The sequence below is a fragment of the Corallococcus sp. AB032C genome (assembly GCF_003668935.1).
GTDB classification, from domain to species: Bacteria; Myxococcota; Myxococcia; order Myxococcales; family Myxococcaceae; genus Corallococcus; species Corallococcus exiguus.
Genome location: NZ_RAWP01000021.1, coordinates 23,318 through 47,536 on the forward strand (window position 1 = coordinate 23,318; position 24,219 = coordinate 47,536).

19 protein-coding genes and 1 pseudogene are annotated in these 24,219 nt (G+C 70.1%); 12 read left to right on the forward strand and 8 right to left on the reverse strand.

What is annotated here, in order from left to right; genetic code table 11:
* Positions 1-24 precede the first annotated feature (24 nt).
* From D7X99_RS12020 to D7X99_RS12035, 4 genes are all read right to left on the reverse strand, one after another.
* Positions 25-2,103 carry a hypothetical protein gene (locus D7X99_RS12020; protein ID WP_121777910.1) on the reverse strand — a complete coding sequence of 693 codons (2,079 nt, stop codon included), beginning with the start codon at positions 2,101-2,103 and terminating at the stop codon, positions 25-27.
* Positions 2,104-2,256: 153 nt separating this feature from the next.
* Positions 2,257-3,393 carry an ABC transporter permease gene (locus D7X99_RS12025; protein ID WP_121777911.1) on the reverse strand — a complete coding sequence of 379 codons (1,137 nt, stop codon included), beginning with the start codon at positions 3,391-3,393 and terminating at the stop codon, positions 2,257-2,259.
* On the reverse strand, positions 3,390-4,316 hold the full coding sequence (locus tag D7X99_RS12030) for an ABC transporter ATP-binding protein (protein ID WP_121777912.1): 927 nt from the start codon (positions 4,314-4,316) through the stop codon (positions 3,390-3,392). Before D7X99_RS12030 ends, D7X99_RS12025 begins: the two co-directional genes overlap by 4 nt.
* Complete coding sequence (locus D7X99_RS12035) at positions 4,313-5,293, reverse strand: HlyD family secretion protein (protein WP_121777913.1); 981 nt, start codon at positions 5,291-5,293, stop codon at positions 4,313-4,315. The genes D7X99_RS12030 and D7X99_RS12035 overlap by 4 nt, the downstream gene beginning before the upstream one ends.
* A 380-nt stretch (positions 5,294-5,673) precedes the next feature.
* Between D7X99_RS12035 and D7X99_RS12040 the strand changes: the two genes are divergently transcribed.
* The 3 genes from D7X99_RS12040 (at position 5,674) to D7X99_RS12050 (ending at position 10,138) form a co-directional block, all read left to right on the forward strand.
* Positions 5,674-7,263: a hypothetical protein gene (locus tag D7X99_RS12040; protein WP_233613314.1), complete on the forward strand. Its 1,590-nt coding sequence runs from the start codon at positions 5,674-5,676 to the stop codon at positions 7,261-7,263.
* A gap of 158 nt (positions 7,264-7,421) precedes the next feature.
* On the forward strand, positions 7,422-8,771 hold the full coding sequence (locus D7X99_RS12045; RefSeq protein ID WP_147476132.1) for a PAS domain-containing sensor histidine kinase: 1,350 nt from the start codon (positions 7,422-7,424) through the stop codon (positions 8,769-8,771).
* Positions 8,768-10,138, forward strand: a complete 1,371-nt coding sequence (locus D7X99_RS12050; protein ID WP_121777915.1) for a sigma-54 dependent transcriptional regulator — start codon at positions 8,768-8,770, stop codon at positions 10,136-10,138. The genes D7X99_RS12045 and D7X99_RS12050 overlap by 4 nt, the downstream gene beginning before the upstream one ends.
* A 4-nt stretch (positions 10,139-10,142) precedes the next feature.
* Here the strand turns inward: D7X99_RS12050 and D7X99_RS12055 are convergent, their stop codons facing one another.
* Positions 10,143-11,171, reverse strand: a complete 1,029-nt coding sequence (locus tag D7X99_RS12055) for a hypothetical protein (RefSeq protein WP_147476133.1) — start codon at positions 11,169-11,171, stop codon at positions 10,143-10,145.
* Positions 11,172-11,254: 83 nt separating this feature from the next.
* Between D7X99_RS12055 and D7X99_RS12060 the strand changes: the two genes are divergently transcribed.
* Positions 11,255-11,698: a putative immunity protein gene (locus D7X99_RS12060; RefSeq protein WP_121777917.1), complete on the forward strand. Its 444-nt coding sequence runs from the start codon at positions 11,255-11,257 to the stop codon at positions 11,696-11,698.
* Positions 11,699-11,801: 103 nt separating this feature from the next.
* On the forward strand, positions 11,802-12,680 hold the full coding sequence (locus tag D7X99_RS12065; protein ID WP_121777918.1) for a hypothetical protein: 879 nt from the start codon (positions 11,802-11,804) through the stop codon (positions 12,678-12,680).
* 13 nt (positions 12,681-12,693) lie between these two features.
* Here D7X99_RS12065 and aac(3) read toward each other — a convergent pair whose 3' ends face one another.
* Entirely contained in the window at positions 12,694-13,491 is a 798-nt protein-coding gene (gene aac(3), locus D7X99_RS12070; RefSeq protein ID WP_121777919.1) for an aminoglycoside 3-N-acetyltransferase, read from the reverse strand.
* Positions 13,492-13,695: 204 nt separating this feature from the next.
* Between aac(3) and D7X99_RS12075 the strand changes: the two genes are divergently transcribed.
* Positions 13,696-14,817, forward strand: a complete 1,122-nt coding sequence (locus tag D7X99_RS12075; protein ID WP_121777920.1) for a NosD domain-containing protein — start codon at positions 13,696-13,698, stop codon at positions 14,815-14,817.
* 140 nt (positions 14,818-14,957) lie between these two features.
* Here D7X99_RS12075 and D7X99_RS12080 read toward each other — a convergent pair whose 3' ends face one another.
* Positions 14,958-18,632 carry a VIT domain-containing protein gene (locus D7X99_RS12080; protein WP_121777921.1) on the reverse strand — a complete coding sequence of 1,225 codons (3,675 nt, stop codon included), beginning with the start codon at positions 18,630-18,632 and terminating at the stop codon, positions 14,958-14,960.
* Between the two features lie 108 nt (positions 18,633-18,740).
* On the opposite strand from D7X99_RS12080, the gene tam reads away from it, so the two are divergent.
* Positions 18,741-19,511: a trans-aconitate 2-methyltransferase gene (gene tam, locus D7X99_RS12085; RefSeq protein WP_121777982.1), complete on the forward strand. Its 771-nt coding sequence runs from the start codon at positions 18,741-18,743 to the stop codon at positions 19,509-19,511.
* Here the strand turns inward: tam and D7X99_RS12090 are convergent.
* Positions 19,492-20,295 (reverse strand): annotated as a pseudogene (locus tag D7X99_RS12090) (PLP-dependent aminotransferase family protein); the annotation flags it as partial. The gene tam and the pseudogene D7X99_RS12090 sit on opposite strands and share 20 nt — an antisense overlap.
* Position 20,296: 1 nt before the next feature.
* Here D7X99_RS12090 and D7X99_RS12095 point away from each other — a divergent pair.
* The 5 genes from D7X99_RS12095 (at position 20,297) to D7X99_RS12115 (ending at position 24,205) form a co-directional block, all read left to right on the forward strand.
* Positions 20,297-20,509, forward strand: coding sequence for a DUF2917 domain-containing protein (locus D7X99_RS12095; RefSeq protein ID WP_233613319.1), 213 nt, complete (start codon positions 20,297-20,299; stop codon positions 20,507-20,509).
* Positions 20,510-20,793: 284 nt separating this feature from the next.
* The gene (locus D7X99_RS12100; RefSeq protein WP_121777923.1) at positions 20,794-21,792 is read left to right on the forward strand and encodes a methionine ABC transporter ATP-binding protein; all 999 of its coding nucleotides are present in this window, start codon (positions 20,794-20,796) and stop codon (positions 21,790-21,792) included.
* Entirely contained in the window at positions 21,785-22,465 is a 681-nt protein-coding gene (locus D7X99_RS12105; protein ID WP_121777924.1) for a methionine ABC transporter permease, read from the forward strand. The genes D7X99_RS12100 and D7X99_RS12105 overlap by 8 nt, the downstream gene beginning before the upstream one ends.
* A gap of 5 nt (positions 22,466-22,470) precedes the next feature.
* Complete coding sequence (locus D7X99_RS12110) at positions 22,471-23,298, forward strand: MetQ/NlpA family ABC transporter substrate-binding protein (RefSeq protein ID WP_121777925.1); 828 nt, start codon at positions 22,471-22,473, stop codon at positions 23,296-23,298.
* Positions 23,299-23,362: 64 nt separating this feature from the next.
* A complete protein-coding gene (locus tag D7X99_RS12115; RefSeq protein ID WP_121777926.1) occupies positions 23,363-24,205 on the forward strand; it encodes a helix-turn-helix domain-containing protein in 843 nt (280 codons plus the stop codon).
* The last annotated feature ends 14 nt before the right edge of the window (positions 24,206-24,219 follow it).

Consider the following 24,219-nt stretch of genomic DNA (forward strand, 5'->3'; position numbering starts at 1 on the left):
GGGAGTCCCCGCGAAGGGCCGGTGTCAGGGTTTGTGCAGGACGGCGGTGTCCCCCACCATCCACAGCTCCGACGAGGACGGCGCCCACACGCCCCGGAGGACGCGACGGGTGCCGGTGGTCTCCGCGTTCCACTTGCCGCCGTCGAAGCGCAGCAGCGTGCCGTTGTCGCCCACCGCCCAGACCTCGGTGGCGGAGCGCCCCATCAGCCCGTTGAGCTGGGACGAGGTGCCGCTGGCCACGGGGAGCCAGAGCGCGCCGTTGTAGCGCAGCAGCGTGCCCTCCGCGCCCGCGGCCCAGACGTCGGACGGCCCGCTGCCCCACACGGCCTTCAGGGCCTTGTTGGTGCCGGAGGTCATCGTGCTCCAGGTGGTGCCGTCCCAGCGCAGGAGGGTGCCGGCGTCGCCCACCGCGATGGCCAGCGAAGGCCCCTGCACCCAGACGGCGTTGAGCGTCGCCTGGACCTCCGTGGGCTTCCGCGTCCAGGTGGTGCCGTCGAAATGGACGGCCTGGCCGGACGCGCCCACCGCCCAGATGTCCGCCGCGGATACGCCGTGGATGGCGTTCAGCGCCAGCGACGACTCCGCGGTGTACTGCGTGATGAAGCGGGCTCCGTCGAACCGGTAGATGCGGTCATGGAAGGAAGACGTCACCCAGACGTCTGTCGAGGAGGCCGCGTAGACGCCCGTCACGTCGTCGACGGGGGAGAAGTCCAGCTGCGGCTCGATCCAGCCGCCGCCGTTCCAGTGCAGCACGCGGCCCGGGTCCCCCACCGCCCACACGTCCGACGGCCCCGTGCCATGGAGGGCCCGCGCCACCCTCAAGGTACGCAGCGGCGCCTGGGAGGTCCACGCCTGCCCGCTCCACTTCTGCACCTGCCCGCCCGAACCGAAGGACCACACGTTGTCAGGCCCGCTGCCGGTGATGGGCCCCACGGCGTCCTCGTCCGTGTCCGTCCACTTCGTGCCGTTGTAGACGTAGCCGAAGTCCTCTCCCCCCGACAGCACCAGCGAGGGCGACGCGGCGTACACGTAGAACAGCTGATCCGACGAGCGCAGGGACTGCTCGATGCCCGCGGGCGTGGTGCGGAACACCTGGCCGTAGTCGTCACAGAAGATGCAGGGGTCATCCGAGGCGACGGTCCAGACGTCGTTCGGACCGGTGCCCGTCACCTCGTGGAAGTCGATGTCCGTGGTGCCCGCGTCGATGCCGGAGACCGCATTGCCGTCGTACCGGCGCAGCGTCCCGGACTGCCCCACCATCCAGACATCCGAAGGCCCGCTGCCCCACACGCCGTTGAGGTTCTTCGTCGTGGACACGTCCACGCCCTGGAAGCCGCTGCCCTGGTCGCGCCGCACGGTGCCGTTGGCGCCCACGGCCCAGATGTCGCCCGGACCGGAGGCCCACACGGAGTTCAGGTCGCGCGTCGTCCCGGAGTTCACCGGAGAGAAAGCACCGCCCGCCGTGGAGTGGAGCACGGTGCCGCCCGCGCCCACCATCCACACGTTCGTCGCGGAGAGGGCGTGCACGTCGCTCAGCGACGTCAGCGTCCCACTGGCCACGCGCGTCCAGCGCGTTCCGTCCCAGTGCTGGATGAAGCCGTCCTCGCCCACGGCCCAGCCGTCATTGGCGGCGCTGAAGTGCGCGCCCTTGAAGCTGTAGCCATGGGGCAGCGGATACTCCCAGCACCAGCCGTCGCTGCACTCGCGGTTCGCGGCGGGGATGCCACACGTCTTCTCCACGCCGCGCCCGCCGCACACCTCTGGCGCCGCGCACGTCCCGCAGGAGACGGCGCCACCGCAGCCATCCGGTTCGGTGCCGCACTCGACCCCGGGGCTGCACGCCGTCTTGATGTCGGGGCAACCACAGACATTGTCTTCGCCACCGCCGCCACAGATGGCGGGCGCCGCGCAGGTGCCGCAGTCGAGTTCGTGGCCACAACCGTCCGTCGCATCGCCGCAATTGAAGCCCCGCGACTCGCACGTCCTGGGAACGCAGTTGTCATCATCGTCCCCACAGCCGGCGGCGAAGGTCGCCACGAACAGGACCACGAGCAGGCGCGAAGTCCGCACCGCACCTACCGCGAAGGAGTCGTCACGGGACATGGGCATCTCCAGACCGGACGCGGGACAGAACCCCGCGAAAACACGTGAAACGTGGCTCCGGTGCGGAAGGAAGGTTGCAAACGGCGGTCCGGTTGGATCGTCCGCACGTCCAAGTCCCTACTTTCGTGGATGCGTCATGCTCGACGTGTGGCGTCAATCCAACGTGGTACGTGAGCGCGCGAGCGCCGCGCCCGACACCGCGAGCACGAACAGCCCCAGCGCGAGCAGGTCGTTGCCCATGTCCGCGAGCACCTGGTCCTTGAGCAGCGCGCCCCGGACGATGCGCAGGAAGTGCGTGACGGGGATGATTTCGCCCAGCACCCGCGCCCACGGCGGCAGGCCCAGGAAGGGGAAGGCGAAGCCGGAGAGGAAGATGGACGGCAGCATGTAGAACATGGACATCTGCATCGCCTGCAGCTGGCTGCGCGCCACGGTGGAGATGAGGTAGCCCAGCGACAGGTTGCCCACGATGAACAGCACGATGCCGCACGCCAATGCCAGCCACCCCGCGGGCGTGCGCGCCATGGGCACCGAGAACAACCCCCGCGCCATGCCCAGGACGACAACGGTCTGCACCAGCCCCACGACGACGTACGGCGTGAGCTTGCCCACCATGATCTCCGCCGGGGTGGCGGGCGTGGACAGCAGCGTCTCCATGGTGCCGCGCTCGCGCTCGCGGGTGACGGCCATGGCGGTCATCATCACCAGCGTCATGGACAGGATGATGCCCAGCAGGCCCGGAACGATGTGGAACGGGGAGCGGCTCTCCGGGTTGTAGCGCCGGTGCACCACCACCTCGAAGGCGGGCGCGGTGGACCGGGGCGTCCCCAGCCCCAGCCGTTCGTTCCGCAGCGCCTCCGTGGGCAGCACGCTCACCGCGGCGAGCGCCCCCGCCGCGGCCTGCGGGTCGGATGCGTCCGCCTCCGCGAGGATTTGAGCGCGCTCGCCCTTGAGCACCCGCCGGCTGAAGTCCGGTGGGATGGTGATGCCGAGCATCACCTGTCCCCGGCGGATGAGCTGATCCAACTCCTCGTCGGAGCGCGGCAGGTAGCGCACGTCCACGTAGCCGGTGCGCTCCAGCGCGGCGACGACGGAGTTCGCCAGGGTGCTGGTGTCGTGGGACAGCACCGCGGCCGGCAGGTGCCGGGGATCCATGTTGATGGCGTAGCCGAAGATGAGCAGTTGCATCACCGGCATGAGGAGGATCATCGCGTAGGTGATGCGGTCGCGCCGCAGCTGCGTGAACTCCTTGAGCAGCACGGCCAGGATGCGCGGAAGCGAGCCCGTCATGACGTGTACCGTTCGTCGCGCTCGCGACCCATGAGTTGGATGAAGACGTCCTCCAGGGAGGGCGTCACCTCGCTCCACCGGTAGGGCTCCTTGCGCCAGGGGACGAGCGCGGCCTCCAGGGCTTCACGCTTCAGCCCGCTGACGTGCACGGCGGCGCCGAACGCGGAGGCGCTGAGCACGCCGTCCGCCTGGGCCAGCAGGTGCGCCGCGCGGTCGATGCCCGGCCCCTCCCCCAGGAACGTCACCAGTCCGGAGTCGCGGATGAGCGCGTCCGCCGTGCCCCGCGCGATGAGGCGCCCGTACAGGATGTAGCCGATGTCGTGGCAGCGCTCCGCCTCGTCCATGTAGTGCGTGGACACCAGCACCGTGAGCCCGCCCGCGGCGAGCGTGTGGATTTCGTCCCAGAACTCACGGCGGGCCTTGGGGTCCACGCCCGCGGTGGGCTCGTCCAGGAGCAGCAGGCGGGGCTCGTGCATCGTCGCGGCCGCCAGGGCCAGACGCTGCTTCCATCCTCCGGAGAGCGCTCCCGCGAGCTGACGGCGGCGGTCGAAGAGGCCCAGCCGGTGGAGCGTGTCCTCCACCCGCTCGCGCCGCTGTTGCAAGCCGTGGACGCGCGCGACGAAGGACAGGTTCTCCTCCAGCGTCATGTCCTCGTAGAGGGAGAACTTCTGCGTCATGTAGCCCGTCTGGCGCTTGATGGCGTCGCCCCGGGCGCGAAAGTCCAGGCCCAGCACGGTGCCCTCGCCGCTGTCGGGCGTGAGCAGCCCGCACAGGAGCCGCAGCGTCGTCGTCTTGCCGGAGCCGTTGGGTCCCAGGAAGCCGGTGATGCGTCCTGCGTCCACGGCGATGGAGACGTCCCGCACGACGTGCCGGTCGCCAAAGGACTTGTTGAGCCCGCGCACGTCGATGGCCCGCTCGTTCATCGGTCCGCCTCCACGGGTGCCTGCTTCAGCGGTGTCACGTCGATGGGCTGCCCGGGCAGGAGGCGCGTGGGCGCGGAGGGCACCGCCTCCAGCAGGAACACCAGCTTCTGCCGCGTCTCCAGGCTGTAGATGATGGGCGGCGTGTACTCCGGGCGCGAGGCGACGTAGTCCACGCGCGCCGTCATCCCGGTGTCGCAGCCGTCGCAGGCGATGGCCACGGTGGTGCCCGGTGGGAAGGACGCCACCCTCCCCTGCGGCACGTAGAAGCGCACCTTCAGCTGCGCGTCCGGGATGATGCTGACGACGGGGGCGTTGGGCACGGCCCACTCGCCCTGCTGGAAGAGGACGTCCTCCACACGGCCCACGACAGGGGACACGGGCGCGAGCTCCACGACCTGTTGCTCCGCGGCGGTGACACCCGCGCGTCCACTGGCGAGCTGGGCGCGGACGACCTCCAGCTGCGCGCCCGCCGCCGCCACGTCCGTGCGGGCCGCGTCTCGCTGGGCATGAGCGCGCGTCGCCGTCGCGCGCAGCAGGTCCAGTTGCTGGGGCGTCACGGCGCCCTCCACGGCCTTCTGGACGGCGACGAGCCGGGCCAGATCCGCGTCCGCGCGGTCCGCCTCCGCCTGCGCCGCGGCGAGCGAGGCACGCGCGCGGGCCACATCCGACTGGCGTGCGAGGAGCTGTGCTTCGACTTGCCCCACCTGCGCCCGAGCCTGGTCCGCCCGCGCCACCAGCGACGTGGGCTCCATGCGGAACAGCGGCGTTCCCACCTCCACGCGCTGTCCGCGCACCACCGCCACGGACGCCACCATGCCGGCCACCGGCGAGGACAGGTAGACGTTGTCGCTGACGACGAAGCCGGTGAAGCGCGGCGGCGGTTCCGGGGCCGGCCGCCGCAGCCACAGGATGCCGCTGACGATGACGGCGACCAGCACCGCCCCCGCGACGATGCCTCGCTTCGAGTGTTTCTTCATCCTGCCCGGTCCCGACACCCGTGCCTCCTGGCGCGGCCTCGCCGCGATTGGAGCGCCCCCCGAGCGCGGCACTTCCACGCTACGCCTGCCTCGCCCAGGGGGTCCGCGTCCAGCTCACGGGCAGCTCCTGAACCCGTGTCCTGGCGTCACCTTGAGCACCAGGCGTGCCAACACTGAACGCCAGGGAGCCCCCGGGGGCAGGGCCCTCACCTGTTCGGAGTTCCGGCGCCGGACGCCGGGTCGCCGGAATGCCAGACGCTCAGCGCGTCAAAACATACCATGCGGATTGTCATTATTTACAGGGAAGTCGTGTAAAGAGCCTTTTCATCCACTGCACATGTTTCGCGGTGTCATGCGGCCATTGGCTGCGAGGGAGAGGTATGCGGAAGCTGTCCATGATGGGCGTGATGCTGTTCGGCGCACTGATGTCAGGGTGTCAGGGTGAGGACTGGGAGCCGCCCGCGCACGAGCAGCCCGGCGGGGCGACCACACGGCAGGCGGTCGTCTCCCCGGAGCTCGCGGCGTCGCTCGCGTGCGTCGAGACGTATGTCGGCGCGGGGACCTGCGACTGGGCACACTGGAGCGAGCTGTGGGAGACGTGCCAGACCTACGAGCACGCGGAGCTCGAGGACGGCCTCTTCCTGGATGAGGTGCAGGCCGAGAACTGCACGGCGGCCAACTGGACCGCGCTGCGCGAGCAGCTCATCGCCCCGCGCGCGCCGCTCGTCCGCGTGCGTGAAAGCTGTAACGGTGTCTCCCAGGTGATTCAGGAAGCCGCATCCAACGGCTGCCACACCCTCCCGCAGGCCGCGGGCGCCTCCTTCGTCGACGTGCCCATCGGCAAGGCCGTGACGCTCCATGCCGCTGGGGACTGCACCGGCGACTCGGTCACGGTCGACACCGACACGAACCTCTGTGAGACCTCGTTCGGGAGCGGCGCGAGCGCGAACGACCAGGTGCGTTCGTTCCGCGTCCAGGACGTCGAGGTGCTCCCTTCGGCGCACCGCTATGACTGCGCTGGCAATGAGTCGACCTGCGTCAGGAACTACAACGGCGTCAGCAGACTGGGCGCCATCAACACGAAGCACACCGTCAAGGTCGTCCGCATCACCCTGGATGGCAGGACGACGCCCGCCCTCAGCACCATCCAGAACACCATCCGGGGTGTGTACCGCGACTTCGCCGTCGCGTCTCGCGGCCAGGTGAGCCTGGAGTTCACTGGCTCCCAGACCGTGCAGGTGACGAGCAGCAACTGCACCACCGCGAAGAACCAGGCCCGCCAGAAGGCCAACTCGAGCGCGTTCCTCACGGTCTTCGTGCTGCCCGGCGGGATGTGCTCCACCTCGAACGCCGGCTCGCGCAGCGTCTTCCTCAAGGGCACCCTGGCGCGGGACTATGCCCACGAGATCGGGCACGTCCTCGGCCTCGCGCACAGCAACGTGCGAGACCCCTCCACCGGCCAGGTCCGCTCGTCCGCGGACTCGAGCAGCTTCATGAGCACCTTCTCGGCGGACAACTACAACCTCCCGCAGCTTCACTGGCTGGGGTGGACGAAGAAGGAGGAGCTCGTCGGCATCAACCCGGCCATCGACAGCAGTGGCTCCACCGAGGTGACCCTCCGTCCGGTGGGCACCAACGCGGACAGCACCAGCAGCCTCCCGCTGGGCGCGGTCTGGGAGATTCCTGGCACCGATCAGCGGCTGTTCATCGCCGTCCCGAAGCCGCGCCTCAATGGCACGAATCAAATCGAGGGCGGCACGGTGTTCGCGTACCGGGCCCCCAAGTGCGTGGGCTGCACGGGCATGGCCATGGGCACGATGCAGATGGCGCGGTTCGGTCCCAAGTCCGTCAATGAGCACGAAGCGAGCGGCCTCTTCCTCAAGCCGGTGGGCTACACGAGCAGCTTCGTCCAGGAGGGCGGGAAGAGCGTCGAGGTGTTCACCTCCGTCACGCTGCGCATCCGGAAGTAGAGGCCGTCCTCGGCACCGGGAGTGTTCGGATTTCCGACGCCCGGTGCCGGGTCTCCGAACACGAAGGGGGCGGAGAGGAGGAGGCCCCAGGGCACACGGGCTGGGGCATCCGCCTTGCTTGGGCATAGCGTAGCGCCCACGGTCCAGGAGGACGCGCCTTGCATTCCCTACCCCCGCCCACGTCCGCCGGAGTCGAGCAGGTCCAACGCGAGGCGTTCTCGCGGATGTTCCGGCAGGTGACGAAGGTGCTGTCGTTCCTGAGTCCCCTGCCGGTGGTGATGGTGTCGCTGGGGCTCATCGGGGACACGTCCGCCTGGCGCCGGTGGTGTGTGGCGTTGGCGTTGGCGCTCGTGGGGGTGGGGGTGGGGGCCATCGTGGTGTGGCGGCGGCAGCCGGTGGTGTCGCATGAGCCGGGCAGGCTGTTGCCGGTGGTGGCGTTCCCCCTGTTCACGGTGGTGAACCTGTCGCTGGGAGGGCTGGAGAGCCCCCTCATTCCGCTGATGCTGCCGGCGTCCCTGGCCACGGCCATCCTCTTCACGCCCGCGCGGGCTCGCAGGTGGGCGGGCTACCTGCTCGCGCTGGTGGGCGTGCAGGCGGCGGTGACGTTGACGGGCGCGGTGGAGGACCTGGTGCCCGCGCTCTTCGGCGGAGGTCCGCGCGCGGGACACAACAACGCGCTGCTGCTGACGATGCTCGCGGTGACGGTGTTCCTCGTCATGTGGACGAACTTCATTGGCATCCACCTGCGGCGCACGTACCGCGGAATGGTGCGCACGGCGCTGGATGCGCGGGATGAAGCACTGAGCGCGCACGAGGAACGGGTGCGCTCGCTCACCACGCTGTCGGGAGAGATTGCCCACGAATTGAAGAACCCGCTGGCGAGCGTGAAGGGCCTGGCCGCGATGATTGCCCGCGAGGTGGAGGGCCGGCCCGCGGAGCGGCTCGCGGTGCTGCGCCGGGAGGTGGACCGGATGCAGGAGATCCTCGAAGGGTTCCTCAACTTCTCCCGGCCGTTGCTCCCACTCAACGAAGCGCATGTGCCGCTGGATGGCCTGTGCCGGCAGGTGGCGGAGCTGCATGAGGGCATGGCGGGAGAACGTGGCGTGGCATTGAGGGTCACGGAGGGGCCGCCGGTGGAGGCGTGGTGCGACGCGCGTAAGGTGCGGCAGGTGTTGATCGACGTGGTGCAGAACGCGCTGGACGCCGCGCCCCGAGGCACCACGGTGGAGCTCCAGGCCTGGACGGCCCCGGAAGGAGGAGTCCGCGTGGAGGTGCGGGACCTGGGTCCCGGGCTCGCGGCGGAGGTGCGCGAGCGGGTCTTCGAGCCGGGCATCACCACGAAGCCCCACGGCTCCGGTCTGGGACTGGCCCTGTCACGAGCCCTGATGCGTCAGCACGGCGGAGAGTTGAGCCTGCGCGCCCGTGAGGGCGGAGGCTGCGTGGCGGAGCTGAGCCTCCCGGCCGCGCCCCAGCCGGTCGAAGCGCAGCGAAAGGAGGCCGTGCCATGAAGGCCCGCGTACTTGTGGCGGATGATGACGCGGGCGTGCGCTACACGCTGCGCGGTTTGCTGGAGGACGACGGGCTCACCGTGGAAGAAGCCGTGGACGGAGAGGCCGCGCTCGCGCGCCTGGAGCAGGAGCCGCCCGTGGACCTGGTGCTCAGCGACCTGCGCATGCCGCGAGTGGATGGCATGGAGTTGCTCCGCCGCGTCGCCGCGCGCCCGCATGCGCCCCGGGTCATCCTCATCACCGCGCACGGCTCGGAACGCCACGCCGTGGAGGCCATGAAGCTGGGCGCGCTGGACTACTTCCGCAAACCGTTCGACGTGGACGACGTGCTGGCCGTCGTGCGCCGGGCGCTCGGGATGGTCCGGCTGGAGGCGGAGAACGAGCGGCTGTCCGGCGAGGTGAACCTGCTGCGCTCGCTGGTCTTCGTGTCACCGTCGATGGCGCAATTGGCACTGCTCATCCAGCGCGTGGGCCCCCGCGACGTCACCGTGCTGATCACAGGAGAGAGCGGCACCGGCAAGGAGCGCGTCGCCGAGGCCCTGGTGCGCGCCTCTCCGCGCGCGGACAAGCCCTACGTGCGCTTCAACTGTGCCGCCCTCACGCCGGAGCTCGCGGAGGCGGAGCTCTTCGGCCATTCGAGGGGCGCGTTCACCGGAGCCGTGCGTGCCCGGCCCGGCCTCTTCCGCGAAGCCTCCGGTGGCACCCTGCTCCTGGACGAAGTGGGAGAGCTCGCCCTGCCGCTCCAGGCGAAGCTCCTGCGCGTCTTGCAGGAGGGCGAAGTGCGCCCCGTGGGCGAGGACCGCTCCTTCCCGGTGGACGTCCGCGTCCTGGCCGCCACCCACCGCGACCTGCCCCAGCGCGTGGCGGAGGGCCGCTTCCGCGAGGACCTCTACTACCGCCTCAAGGTCGTGACGCTCCAGGTGCCCCCGCTGCGAAGCCGCCCGGAGGACATCGCCGCGCTCGCAAGGCACTTCCTCGCTCGCCACACCGAGCGCTTCCACATGCCACCGGTGACCCTGACGCCCGCCCTCCTGGAGCGCCTCATGGCCCACCCCTGGCCCGGCAACGTGCGCGAGTTGGAGAACGCCCTGGAGAGCGCCGTGGTGCTGTCCGCCGACGGAACCCTGGACCTGGAGCTGTTGCCCGGAGGCGCCAGCGCGCCCGCGTCCCAGGCTCCGGCCAACACCGGCGCCACCCTGCGCGAGAAAATGGATGCACACGAGCGCGAGCTCATCCTCGCGGCGCTCGCGGCGTCCAAGGGCCAGCGCACGGAGGCCGCGAAGGCGCTGGGCATCGGCCGCGCGACGCTGCACGACAAGCTCCGCAAGCACTGCATCCTGGACGCTGCCGAAGAGACGGAGCGCTGATGGCTCACGGCTCCAGAGGGACGGGCTCCGGTGCCGTCTTCACTTCACAGGCGTAGTTACCGGAGCGGGCTCCGGGTGTCCGGGGATGGCAGGCGAGGACAGGCAACGGCGGGGCGCCCGCGGGAAAGGGGAAGCGGCCTTCGGCCAACTCACACGCGGGCGCGGAGGGGTTGAACCAATCGCACGCCCTGGCCGGCAGACGCTCCATCGGCCACCACTCCGACTGCCGGCTCCGGCGCTCGTCGCAGACCTCCTGTGGCTCGCCAGGGTCGACACAGTGGAAGTCAGACACCTTTGGCGTCCTCGGGCGAAGTTCCAATCGTTTGCACCAGCGGAGCTGGACCCGCCGCTCGCATGCCCTTCGCACGCGGGAGCACCCAGGGGCTTCGGTCAACTCGAACGCGCGTCCCTCCCGCGACACCCCGAGCATCACCCGGTGCCCCGCGTACCCCTCCGTGAAGAACGGTAGGCCCGCCTTCCACAGCGCCTCCGCTTCTGGATGAAAAGCAGGTTTGGCGGGAGGCATCTCAGGAGGAGCCAGCAGACGTCCCCCCACCGCATTGATGTCACACACCTCGCAGCTCACGGTCTCACTCTGGAGCGCCACCGGCACCGGCGGAAGGACACCCGTGCGGAGCCAGGTCAGTTCGCTGTCATTGGACGAAAGGACCCTGCGGCTTCGCATGCAGATCCAGGCCTCCTCCGGGCTGGTGTCGCCGGCATAAAGCAACCATGTCTCGCCCCGGGGCAGGTTCAGGACACAGTCACCGCCCCTCCCGTAAGGGAGCTGCAACACCTCACCTGCCTTGACGCTGCCCTTGAAGGTCTCCAGGACATCCACGGTGGCGAAGCGTTCGGACGGGTCTTTCGAGTCCCGGACCCGCCCCAGGTAGATGAACCCGGCCTGTGCCCGAGCCTCCTCCAGCGCGCCGGAGAGTCCCTGCGTGCGACGGATACATGAGCAGGCCCATCCCGCCGCCGGCACTACCAGCCATCCCACCAGCACCGCGATCCACCACGCGTTCCTGACCATGGAAGGAAGTTTAGCCATACATTGACCTGAGAGGCAGGAATGACAGTGAATACGCAAGAGTGTGACGCCGGGAGGCGCGGAGCATGGAGCTCGACAGGTCCGACCACGAGTGCCTGGCCCGTTGGGCCGCCGACTGCGCCGAGCACGTCCTCACCTTCTTCGAACAGGAGTTCCCGGAGGACCACCGTCCCCGCCAGGCCATCGAAGCAGTACGCACGTGGCAGCAGGGACATCTGATGCTCACCGACGCAATCGTCGCCGGCTTCGCCGCGCACGCCGCTGCCTCGGATGCCACCTCGCACGCCGCTGCATGCGCCGCGGCCCGCGCCGCTGGACACGCCGCCGCCACCGCCCACGTCGCCAGCCACGCGGCACAGGCCGCCACCTTCGCGGCCACCGCTGCCGCCCATGGCGCGGCCGAAGTCTCGGACGCCGCCGAAGCCACCGCCCGGGAACGCGCCTGGCAGCGCCAGCAGCTGCCGGAGCACCTCCACGCCCTGGCGCTTCCTGCCCGGAACAATCGCTGAACGCACTGCGCGTGCGCGACGCAACCCGGCCATGCCTCCCACCCGGCATTGGCTCGGCCGCGCCATTTGACAAAACCTGCAAAATCCGTTTTCCATTTTTACCATGAACTTCAAAAAGTCAGTGTTGTGCACGGTGGTGCTGGCCTCTGTCGCCTGTGGCGGCGAGGCCTTCGAGGGTGAATCGGTCGCGGCGGAGGACCTGTCCACCACGCGGCAGGCGGCCTTCTCCGGCGTGAACGGGACGGTGTGCGAGGAGAGCCCGTACAACTGCAAGCTGCGGCCCTCCGGCGGCAACCGCGTGCAGACCAATGACCCGGACGACAATGACGCCTGGGGCATCACCACGGGCGTGCCCATCCGCGACGGCAACGGCACCGTGGTGGGCACGTCCACCCGGACGAGCTCCCTCTTCAACTACGGCCAGACGCGCACGTTCGCCGGCGAGCTGCACGCGTTCGCGACGTCGACGTCCAACTCCAGCTCCGGCTGGCTGCCCATGTCCGCCATCCTCGGCCGCACCTCCTTCGAGGACAAGGTCGGCCACGTCTCCGCGCTGAGCTCCGGGCTGAGCAAGATGGCGTGCTACGCCGTGCGCAACTCGCACGACCCGGCGCTCGAAGTGAAGAAGGTGGTCTACGACACGACGTCGTCCAACGAGCGCGCGGGAGACTATCTGCCGCTCGTGCGCGCCAATGGTCTGCGCTCCGCGAACCTCACCTTCAACGTGCCGGGCTTCGGCCTGGGCGGCGTCGCGGTGGACCACTTCCCCGCGGGCACGAAGTTCCAGCGCCTGGACGTGCCGACGAACTCGGGCGCCCCCTCCATCGACATCCCGCTCTGGGTGCTGGACAGCGCGGGGCGCTACCGCCAGCAGTCCGGCACCATGAAGTTCATCTACGGCTATGTCATCGCCGCCACCAGCACCCGCCGCAACGGCTGGATGGCCTATGACGCGCTCGAGGTCAGCTCCGGCTGTCCTTGAGTCACGGCGCCCTTCAGCGAGGGTACGCCTCCAACCACGCGACGCCCCGGCGCAGCAGCCCGCGGGCGTCGAAGAGATGTGACACGGCCTGGGCAACGCTTCCGGAGCGGCCGATTCCCTCCGCCAGGCATTGCTCTCCAATGCGCGTGAAGGGGTCCACGCTGGACGCGCGCAGGGCGTCGGTCACCGGCTCGCTGGTATCGAACTCCTCGAAGTCCACCCAGCGCCGCTCGCCGTCGACCTGGAGCGGCCGCTGGTAGCGGACCACGCGCTTGCCGGGGAGGTCCGCCAGGTGCTCCGCGTGGTGCAGAATCGTGAGTGTCTCCAGCGGAGCCCCGAGCATCAGCACCTTGCCCTCCGCCTCCACCAACCGGGCCAGCGGCGAACGGGGGCCATAGCCATAGTGGAAGGCGTGGTCCGCGCAGAGCCACTCCGCCCGCGGGCCGATGGCGACCATCCCTGCGTCCGGATGGTCACTGCGGACCGCGCTGGGCCAGGTCCTGAGTGTCTCCGCGAGGATGCCATGGTCGCGGGTGGCCCTCGCGGTGCGCTTGTCGAAGGTGGGGATTTCGTCACGCAGGCGCGCGTCCTCGAAGTCCTCCGGCTCCACGCCCATCTCCCAGTCCAGGTAGGCCATGAGCGTGCCCCGGCTTCCCACCGTGTCGAGCAGCGCCTGCACCACGGTGTTCACCCCACCCAGCACGGGACCGAGGCTCCGGAGACCGGCATGGACCATCACGAGGTCGCCCTCCTCCAGGCCCAACCGCCGCAATGAATCCCTCAAGTCGGTCCGGGTGGCGGGGGTCGCCATGGCTCCATCCTTCCTGTCGCAGGGCTCTGGAGGATAGCAACCGCCCCGCCCCGTGGGACGCTGTAGGTCTGTGCTTCTGCTCGCAATCGCCTGACACCGACAGACGGACTGGGGGGCACGAGTCGGTGTGAGCAGCCTCCCCGCTCGGGGGCGGACGTCCTCCGGCGAGGGGGAAGCAGCGTGAGAAGAATTCGGAATGGGATCGTGACGTGGCCCCTGGCGCTGCTGCTCCTCGCGGCCACCACCGCGAAGGCCAGCACCCAGGAGAAGTCGGAAGCCTTCGAGGCCCGCGCCGTCCGGTGCGGAGAGGTCCTCACCCGGAACACGCGGCTCACGCGCGACCTCGTCTGTGCGGGCACGCCCATTCCCGCCCTGCGGATCGCCGCTCCCGGCGTCGTGCTCGACCTGGGAGGACACACCGTCCGCCGGGCCGGGAGCGGGCCGGGCGACACGGTGGGCATCGCGGCCGAAAGTGACAGCACCGTGCGCAACGGCACGATCCGAGGCTTCAACCGGGGCTACGCGTACGACGCCACCGTGCACCTGCACCAGGTCGCGCTCGTCGACAACAGGACCGCCATCTTCCACACGAACGGTGGCGGAGGGTTCCTGTTCACGGACTCGAGCATGCGTGGAAACCGGCTGGGCTTCGGCAGCGAGTTCGACGCGACGTCCGGTTCCATCGACATTCGCGGGTCCCAGTTCACCGGAAACGGGCTCGTGTTGTACGTGGACTTCCACGACACCCGCATCTCCGGTTCGACCTTCACGGCGAACGAGAACGTCCTGTTCTGCTACTCCGGCAATGTCCTCATCCGGTCGAGCACGTTCACGGAGAACGCTTCCGTGGCGGAACTGACGTGGAGCAACGGCCGCTTCGACAACTGCTACGAGTTGGTGTTCGAAAACTCCATCCTCGCGAACAACACCGCGTTCGGGACGCCTGAGAGTCCCGACTGGCAGGCGTTCGACTTCCAGATGCGCAACACGTGGATCCTGAACAATGGCGAGGGACTGCGCCTGGCGGCCCAGACGCTCGACGTGCGCGGCAACCTCTGGTGGGACAACGCCGGAGGACTGACGCTGTCCAACCTGCCGGACTTCGAACCCGTCCCGCAGGAGGGCCCGGTGCGCAACAACCGCTTCATGTCGAACCGCGGGGACGGCCTGCGCGTCCTCCCGGGCAGCACGCCCACCCTCTCCAACAACGTCTGCCAGGGCAACACGGGCTGGGGCATCCACGCGCCCACGGCCATTGACGGAGGAGGCAACGTCGCGCGCGGCAACGGAGCGGGCGGCTGCGTAGGGGTCGCCTGTACCCCGTAAGGCATTGAAGGGGTCTCCGGGGACCACGAGGCTTTCCCGGAGACACCTGCCCATTGTCCTGCTTTGTGCCCGTGATGGCATGAGCCGAAGCGGCGTGCCGGAGTTGGGGCACGCCGCACGGCGGCCCGCGCGAGCGGACCTTACGGTGAGGGCTGCGCCGTCACGTGCTCCTTCGACGCCACCAGCTCCTCGCGCCGCAACAACAGACGCGCGTTCGTGTTGGGTAGGATGCGCACCTGGAAGCGCCGCTGGGCCATGTCCTCGGCCGTGAAGACGTTCCGGTCGCTCACGAGCAGCAGCGCGGTGGGCACCACGTACCGCGACGAGCGGTTGCCGTAGTAGTGCACCAGCACGTGGTAGGGCCCCGGCGCCGCCTTCCGTGCGTGGTACAGCTCCGGCCCCAGGCCGTCCGTGATGTCCCAGTACAGCTGCCCGCCCAGCGACGTCTCCTTGTGCTGGTAGAAGCACTTCTCCCCGTCCGGCTCGATGACCCACAGGTCGATGTCCGTGCTGTCCGAGTTCCAGTGCGTGGTGAGCTGGTAGTCGATGGGCCGGGCGTCCGCGAACATCCCCTCGCCGGCAGGCCCCCGCAGCCCGGCGCGGCGCTCCTTGAGCACGGAGGCCACCTCCGCGAGCCGGGACTGCCTCTCCAGCCCCGCCAGCATCCGGGCGTAGTGGAAGCTCGCCACCGTCCGCATCTCGTCGCCATGACGCTTCCAGGGCCGCGCCAGGACGATCTCGTAGTTCCGGGCGGCCTCCGAATAGCGTCCGGCCGCGTCCAGCGCGAGCGCCTCCTCCAGGAAGGCCTGCGCCTCGAAGGGACGGCTGAGCCGCACGTGCTCGAAGAGCTCCGCCGCCGCCGGGTACTGCCCCAGCGCCAGCAGGCCGTACCCCACCAGCCGCAGCGCCTCCGCGTCGCGAGGCCGCAGCTCCACGGGCGACGACAGCGCACGCACCGCGCCCCAGGTGTCCCCGGAGAAGGCACGCCTGCGCGCCACGGCCTCGTAGATCATCACGTCGTCCCGGTTCTCTTGCCGCGCCTTTCGATAGGCCACCTCGGCCTGGAGCCGCTCGTCACCGCCCGCGTAGGGCGCGTCCTTCAGTGGCTGGCGCCGCAGGAGCGCGGGCATCCCCTTCTGCTCCGCGAGCCGGGCCACCACCGCGCGGCCTTCGGCGGGCACTTCGTCCAGCGCGATGCCCAGGAGCTTGTCGCGGCGCTGGTCCTCTTCCCTGCGCCGCAGCGACTCCAGGTTCGCCAGGTCCACCTGCTCGTCGCGGACGGCGTAGCGCGTGTAGTCGCCCTCGGACTCCAGGACGAGCATGGACGCGCGGGCGTTGGCCAGCCGGTAGTGCTGGCTGAGCGCCACGATCATCCGGTCCAATCGCTCATCATCCAGGGACACCAGCTGGGACACGAAGAGCTCCGCCCACGCCCGGGGCGCGAACGCGCTGTCCTCGTCCACCGGCAGGGGAATGCGCAGCGTGCGCTCGGACCCGGTGCCCGCCTGGGTCACCACCTCCAGCGCCGCTTCGCCCTTGCCCGGCAGCCGCCCCGCCACCTGCAACTCCTGCCCGGGGAAGACGAGCCGGGGCCGGCCCGCCACCACCAGGTCCTTCACGTCCGCGCCCACCACCGACACGCGGGACAGCACCACGGACGCCGCGCGGTGCGCCTTCGCGGCGGCATCCACCTCCGCCGCGGACAGGACGGTCACGACACGTCCGCCGCTGGAGCGAGCCAGCGCGTCGAAGAGCTCCGTGTTCACCGCAGCCTCGCCGAAGCGGTACGTCACCCAGCGCAGGGACTCCACGCACGGGTGCCGGGAGAGGAGCGCGTCCACGCGGCTCTGCCCCCACGTGATGTTGCCGTCGGACAGCAGGAAGGCCGTCACGCGCTCTCCGGCGGCGGCGGGCTTGAGCCACTCACGCCCGGCCCGGTCCAGTTCCTCCAACGCGCCGTCCACGTGGGATGCGCCCTCCAGGAAGACGCGCTCCAGCTCCGCGAAGCTGGCCTGGCGGTTCGCCGCGTCATTCGGGCGGAAGCCCGGCCCGTGCAGCCAGCGCGGGCGCACGTCGAAGAGGAGCACCGCGTACTCCTTCAACGTCGCGTCCTTCTCCAGGAGGGCGCGCAGCGTGGCCGCCTGGATGGCCCAGGCGTTGCCGTCCTCGGCGGACAGCGAGGTGTCCACCACCAGCACCGCGCGGCCCGTGGGAGGCCCCTCCGCGCCGGAGGTGAGCCGCTCCGGCAGCCGCACCCGCGCGTGGAAGGCGCGGCCCGGAAGTCCCGCGTCGTCCGCGCCCACCAGCACGTCCGCGTCCTCACCGCGAGGCTTCAGGGCCACGCCCAGCGCGCCGTCCCCGGCGAGCTTGGGGAAGTCGTAGACCTGCCAGGCCTCCACCTTGCGGCCCTTCGCGCCCGCATCCGGCTGCACGGTGATCTCCGACGCCTGACGGGGATCCACGTGGATGCGAGCGGTGACGCGCAACTCCTTGCCCGCGTCCGGAGGCAGCGGCCACGTGTAGCGCAGGCGGGTTCCGTCGAAGAGGAGCGTCTGCTCATACGCGATGACGACGCGCTTGAGGGACTTCGGAGGCAGGGGGAAGACGCGGGCGCTGAAGGTGGACGCGCCCGACCATTCGAGCAGCGCGGGGTCCACGTTGCGGCGCACGACGTCCTCGTACACCTCCCGCGCGCGCTTCTGCTCCACGACGCGGGCCTCCTGGATGTCGCCCCAGGAGCGCTTCGCGCCACGGGCCGAAGGCGGAGCGGAGGCCACGAGCCGCTCCGACTCCGTCGAGTCATCGCCCAGGGGAGGCAGCAGGTCCGACGACTGGAACAGCGAGGGCGAGTCCACCGCCACCGCCCCCGAGTACAGCGCGAAGCCCGCCACCGTCGCGCCGCCGGGCAGCGGGTAATAGAACGTGCCTTCGAGGCTGCGGCCGGAGTCGTTTTCGAAGAGGTGATCGACCACGGTCCGCGCGCGGGAGCCCTGGATGTACGTGACGACGCGCACGGAGCGGGTCTTGAGGGGCTGATAGCGGCCGTCATCGCCCATCACCAGCACCTTGGCGGCGCGAGGCGCGGCCTCCACACGAGGCAGCACGGGCTTCGGAGCATCCTCCGCCTTGGCGGCCTGCTTCTTCGCGGGCATCGCTCCAGAGTCGGTGCCGAAGAGTCCACCGAGGGCTCGGCCGCCGCCACCACCGCTGCCGCTGCCCTTGATGATCTGGATGATCTCACGGCGGCGCTGCTCCGAAGGAGGGGGCATTCCCGAGGGAGCTGGCACTCCGAGCTGGCCGCCAACGACGCCTCCGACGACACCGCCCTCGACGCCATCCGCTTCCGGCTCCGCGGGAGCCCGCGCGGCGGGCGCGGACGCGGGCCGTTCACGCTCCTCCGAGCGCCGACGCAGCTGGAGACGCGCCATGTCCTCGCCCGTCGTGGCATCCAACGCCTCCGATTCCCCCAGCCCGGGGGCCTCGGCGGGACGCGGTCGCGGCGGAGATGAGGGGGCCATGAGCTCGCGAGCGTCCGGTGAGCGTTCGCGCCGCGGCGAGAGCGCCGCGACCTCCTCCTCGGACAGCACCTTCGGATCCGCCACGGAGTCGCGCAGCGCCGCGAGGTCCACCTCGCCCGTGTCCGGCTGTCCCGCGAGGGTGGCGGGGGCTACCAGCCCCGCCTGGAGGAAGGGCGCGGGTGTTTCACTCGGGGCGGCGGCCTTGGGAGGAGGAGGAGGAACGTCCGCGTCCCGTTTGCATCCCGAGGCGAGGACCCCCATCAGCAACACGACGGCGGAAGCACGATAAAGGCGCATGATCGAACGCTAACCCATCCGCGAATGGCAGGCTCATGCCCACCAGGACATGGACAACCCATGACACCGCCATGACGCGGTAGGTTCCCAAGAAAAAAGGGGATGCCCATGGACTGGTCAGCCGCGCAGTACACGCGCTTCGAGGACGAACGGAACCGCCCCATCCGGGACCTGCTCGCGCGGGTTCCCACGGCCGACGTGAAGCGCGCGGCGGACATCGGCTGCGGCCCCGGCAACTCCACGGAGCTGCTGCGCGCCCGCTTCCCCAAGGCCGCCGTCACCGGAATGGACAGCTCCCCGGACATGCTCGCCGCGGCGCGCAAGCGCCTGCCGGACGTGCGGTTCGACCTGGGAGACGTCGCGACCTGGAGCGACCCGGGCCCCTACGACGTCATCCTGGCGAACGCGGTGCTGCAGTGGGTGCCGGACCACGCCACCCTGATGCCCGCGCTCCTCCACAAGCTGGCGCCGGGTGGAAGCCTCGCGGTGCAGATGCCGGACAACCTGGACGAGCCATCCCACCGGCTGATGCGGGAGACCGCCAGCGCGGGTCCCTGGGCGGACACGCTGAAGGGGGCCGCGAGCGCCCGGACGGAGCGCCATGATGCCGACTGGTACTTCCGCACGCTGCGCGACGCCGGAGCCACGGTGGACGTCTGGCGCACGACCTACTTCCACCCGCTGACCGGAGGCGCTGGCGCGGTGGTGGAGTGGTTCAAGGGTTCAGGGCTCCGGCCCTTCCTCGACCCGCTCGACGCGGGGGAGAAGACCGGCTTCCTCGGCCGATATCAGGCAGGGATTGAACAGGCCTACCCGACCCTGCCCGACGGGACGGTCCTGCTGCCCTTCCCCCGGCTGTTCATCGTCGCGACGCGCTAGCAAGCCCGGAGGCGATGCTCCCCAGCGTGGCGACAGCGGCCTCGATGCGCGGCGTCCAGGGTTGGCCACAGCTCAGCCGGATGAAGTTCCGGTAGGAGTCCGGCCGCGCGGAGAAGATGGAGCCTGGCGCGATGCTGATGCCCATCTCCAGGGCCCGCGCGTTGAGCACGTGGGCATCCACCGAAGGAGGCAACTGCACCCAGAGCAGCAGCCCTCCCGAGGGCAGGGCCACGCGCGTGCCTGGGGGAAAGTGCTCGGCGACGGCGCGGGCCACGTGCTCCACCTGCGACGCGAGGTTGCGGCGCAGGGCGCGCAGGTGTCTGTCATAGCCGCCGTTCTCCAGGAAGCGCGCGACCGCCTCCTGGGTCAGCAGCGGCGAGGCCACGGTGTGCGCGAACTTGAGCAGCTCCACGCGCTCCCGGAACCGGCCCGGGGCCACGTAGCCCACGCGGAAGCCCGGGGCGATCGTCTTGGAGAACGAACCGCACAGCAGCACCTGCCCGCGCGTATCGAAGGCCTTGCAGGGACGGGGACGCTCCGGACCGAAGTGCAGGTCGCCGTAGATGTCGTCTTCGATGAGTGGCACGTCGTGCGCGGTCACCAGGTCCACCAGCCGGCGCCGGTGAGCCTCCGGCATGCAGCTGCCCACCGGGTTGCTGAAGCTGGGGACCACCAGCACCGCGGCCACGCGCCGCCGCTCCAGCGCGGCCTCCAACGCGTCCAGCTCCATGCCGTGGCGAGGGTGGCAGGGAATCTCCAGGGCCTTGAGGCCCAGCGACTCGATGGTGTGGCTCACGCTCGAAGGCGACCCGCACGACCACGTGCTCGGCGCGGGCGACACGCGGGAGGTACACGCGGGGCACGTGGTGGTGCAGGCCCTGCGCGCGTCACGCTTCAACTTGTCCGACTGTCGGACAGGTTCAGCGCGGGAGGCGGGGACGCCGTCGCGCAAGCCCTGGGTTGACAGCACTCGCGGGCTCGACTACCTCCATCGCTGATGCTCGTTCGCGCCGCCACGTTCAGGACCTGTTGTCACGGCATGTGTTGCCGTGTCGCGGCCGGTCCGTCCGTTCGCATGCGCTGAGCCTCCCTCCGCGCATCCGCGCCCTGTCGGTCTGGCCTGTTCCCGTCATCCGGGGACGGGCCTTTTTCATTTTCCCCCACCCTTCTCTTTCCCATCCGGTGCCCGCGCTCCCGTGAGCGCGAGCGCCCCAGGAGCTCCCGATGTCTCACCGTCGAGTCACAGCCCACGCGCCCCCAGGCGCACTCCCCGGAGCCGCGCGTGATTGAGCTGCGAGGCGTGGGCAAGGTGTTCGGACAGGGCGACCAGAAGGTGACGGCCCTGCACGACGTGTCGCTGCACGTGGCACAGGGAGAGGTGTTCGGCGTGCTGGGGCGCAGCGGCGCCGGCAAGTCCACCCTCCTGCGCTGCGCCAACCTCCTGGAGCGGCCCACGCGCGGCGAGGTGCGGGTGGCGGGACAGGACCTGCTGTCGCTGAGCCCCCGGGAGCTGCGGCAGGCGCGACAGGGCATCGGGATGATCTTCCAGCACTTCAACCTCTTCGCCTCGCGCACGGTGGAGGACAACGTCGCCTATCCCCTGGAGGTGATGGGCCTCCCGCGCGAAGCCATCCGCGCGCGCGTGGCGGAGCTGCTGTCCCTGGTGGGCCTGACCGACAAGGCGCGGGCGTATCCCGCGCAGCTGTCAGGCGGTCAGAAGCAGCGAGTGGGCATTGCCCGGGCCCTGGCGCCCCGGCCGCGCGTCCTGCTGTCGGATGAAGCCACGTCCGCGTTGGATCCGGAGACGACCCGTTCGGTGCTCGGACTGCTGAAAGACCTTCAGCAGCAGCTCGGGCTGACGCTGCTGCTCATCACCCACCAACTGGAGGTGGTGAAGTCGCTGTGCGGTTCGGTGGCCGTGCTGGAAGGAGGAAGGCTCGTCGAGCAGGGACGCGTGCAGGAATTGCTCGCGCGTCCGGAGTCGCGGCTGCTCGCGCTGTGCTTTCCGCCCCTGTCGGCACGGGAGGACCCCGCTCACGCTGGAGGTCAGCGCGTGGAACTGTCGCTGACGGACGCGCATGCGCGGAGTCCGTTGATCAGCACCCTGGCCCGCCGCTTCGACGTGGACGTCCTGCTGCTGGAGGGCGCGGTGGAGCGCGTGGGCGAGTCACGCGTGGGACGGCTGCTCGTGGAGCTGCATGGCGCGCCGGGTGCGGTGGCGGAAGCCCGGACCTTCCTGCGCGACCAGGGCCTGACCTCCGCGGAAGCCGCCCATGGGTGACCTGCCAAGAGCGCTGGGCGTGGCCACGCTGGAGACGCTCTACATGACGTCGGTGGCGTCGGTGCTGGTGGCGCTCGCGGGCCTGCCACTGGGCGTGTTGCTGGTGGCGACGGACCGGGGCGGGCTCTGGCCGGTGCCCGCGCTGAACCGGACGCTGGGGACGCTCGTGAACGTGGGGCGCTCCATTCCGTTCATCATCCTGATGGTGGCCATCGTCCCGCTCACCCGCCTGGTGGTGGGGACCACCATTGGAACGACAGCGGCCATCGTTCCCCTGGTGGTGGCGGCCATTCCCTTCATGGGCCGCGTGGTGGAGCAGGCCTTGAGGGAAGTGGACGCCGGCCGCGTCGAAGCGGCCGTGGCGATGGGCTCCACGCCCCTGCGCATCATCCTCCGCGTGCTGCTTCCGGAGTCCCTGCCGTCGCTCGTGCGAGGCACGGCGCTCGTCGTCATCAGCCTGCTTGGCTACAGCGCCATGGCGGGCGCGGTCGGCGGCGGCGGCCTGGGCGACCTGGCGGTGAAGTACGGCTACATGCGCTTCCGCGTCGACGTCATGTGGGGCTGTCTCGCGGTGCTGCTGGTGCTCGTGCAGCTCCTGCAATGGCTGGGAGAGCGCCTGGCCTCCCGCTTCGACCACTCCCGCTCCCCTGTCCTCCCTCCTGATCACCCCTGAGTTCCATGCGCACTTCATTCCGAGTCCTGTCCGCCTCCCTCCTGTTCCTCGCGACGTCCTTGCTGGGAGCATGCAAGCCCGCGCCCTCCGAGTCCGCGAATGCGCCCCGTCCCCTGAAGGTCGGCGTCAATCCCGTGCCGCACGGAGAGATCCTCCGCGTCGCCGCCAAGGTCGCGGAGCGCGCAGGCGTGCGGGTGGAGGTGGTGGAGTTCACCGACTACATCCAACCGAACCTCGCGCTGGCGGACGGGCAGCTCGACGCCAACTACTTCCAGCACGAGCCCTACCTGGAGCGCTTCGCCGGGGAGCGCCACCTCGCGTTGAAGAGCGTGGGCGCGGTGCACCTGGAGCCGCTGGCGCTCTACTCCCTGCGATTCCGGCAGCTCGCGGAGCTTCCCGCGGGCGCGAAGCTCAGCCTGCCGGCGGACCCCAGCAATGCCGCGCGGGCCCTGCACCTGCTCGCGAAGCAGGGGCTGCTGACCCTGCGTGAAGGCGCGGGAGCGGACGCCACGCTCCAGGACGTGGTGGGCAATCCGCGCAAGCTGGACCTGAAGGAGATCGACGCCGAGCAGCAGCCCCGCACGCTGGAGGACGTGGACGGCGCCGTCATCAATGGGAACTACTTCCTGGAGGCCCAGAAGCAGCTGCACCTGAACGCCCATGTCCTGGCCCGCGAGTCCGCGACGCGCAATCCGCATGCGAACGTACTCGCGGTCCGGACGGGCGACGAAGCCCGTCCGGAGATCCGGGCACTGGTGAAGGCGCTCCAGTCCGACGAGGTGCGCCGCTACATCGACACCACCTACAGCGGCGCGGTCATCCCCGCCTTCTGAGATGCGGAGTGCGCAGAGCAAGATTCCCCAAGTCTTCGTGTCCCCCTCCTGCTAGCCAGCGCGGATGCGCACCACCCTCCTGCACCGTTCGCGCTCCCTCTCCGTCGTGGACTGCCGGTGCGACGCGAAGCCGGGCGAACGCCAGTTCGAGGAGCGGCATGGGGCCTTCTCCGTGTCGTACGTCCGGTGGGGGAGCTTTGGCTACCACTCCCGCGGCGCGGAGCATGAGCTCGTGGCCGGAGCAACGCTCGTCGGGTACGCGGGTGACGCCTTCCACTGCACCCACGAGCACCATCTCGCGGGCGATGAGTGTCTGTCATTCCAGCTCTCGGACGCACTCGTGGATTCGCTCGGAGCCGCCCTGGACGTGTGGCGCGTGGGCGCCCTGCCCCCGGTCCCCTCCCTGGTGATGCTCGGCGAGCTCGCGCAGCAGACCGCCGAGGGCAGGACGAACCTGGGCCTGGATGAGGTGGCGCTCGCGTTCGCGGCGCGCTTCGTGGGCACCGTCTCCGGGAAGCGCGAGTCACCCTTGAGGATGCATGCGCGGGATCGGCGGCGGGCCGTCGAGGCCGCGCTCCTCCTCGATGCACAGGCAGAGGAGCCGCTGACGCTCGAGGGGCTCGCGGCGAAGGTCGGCTTGAGCCCGTTCCACTTCCTCCGCGTCTTCCGCGGCGTGCTGGGCGTCACGCCGCACCAATACCTGGTGCGCATGCGCCTTCGTCAGGCGGCGCGCCTGCTCGCGACGGATGCCCCCATCGCGCGCATCGCGTACGACGTGGGCTTCGGGGACCTGTCGAACTTCGTGCGCACGTTCGGCCGCGCGGCCGGCGTTTCGCCACGCGCGTTCCGGAAGGCATCTCGCGGGGACCGCAAGATTCTCCAAGAGAAGATGGCGGCCAACTCCTAGAAGTGAGCCTCACT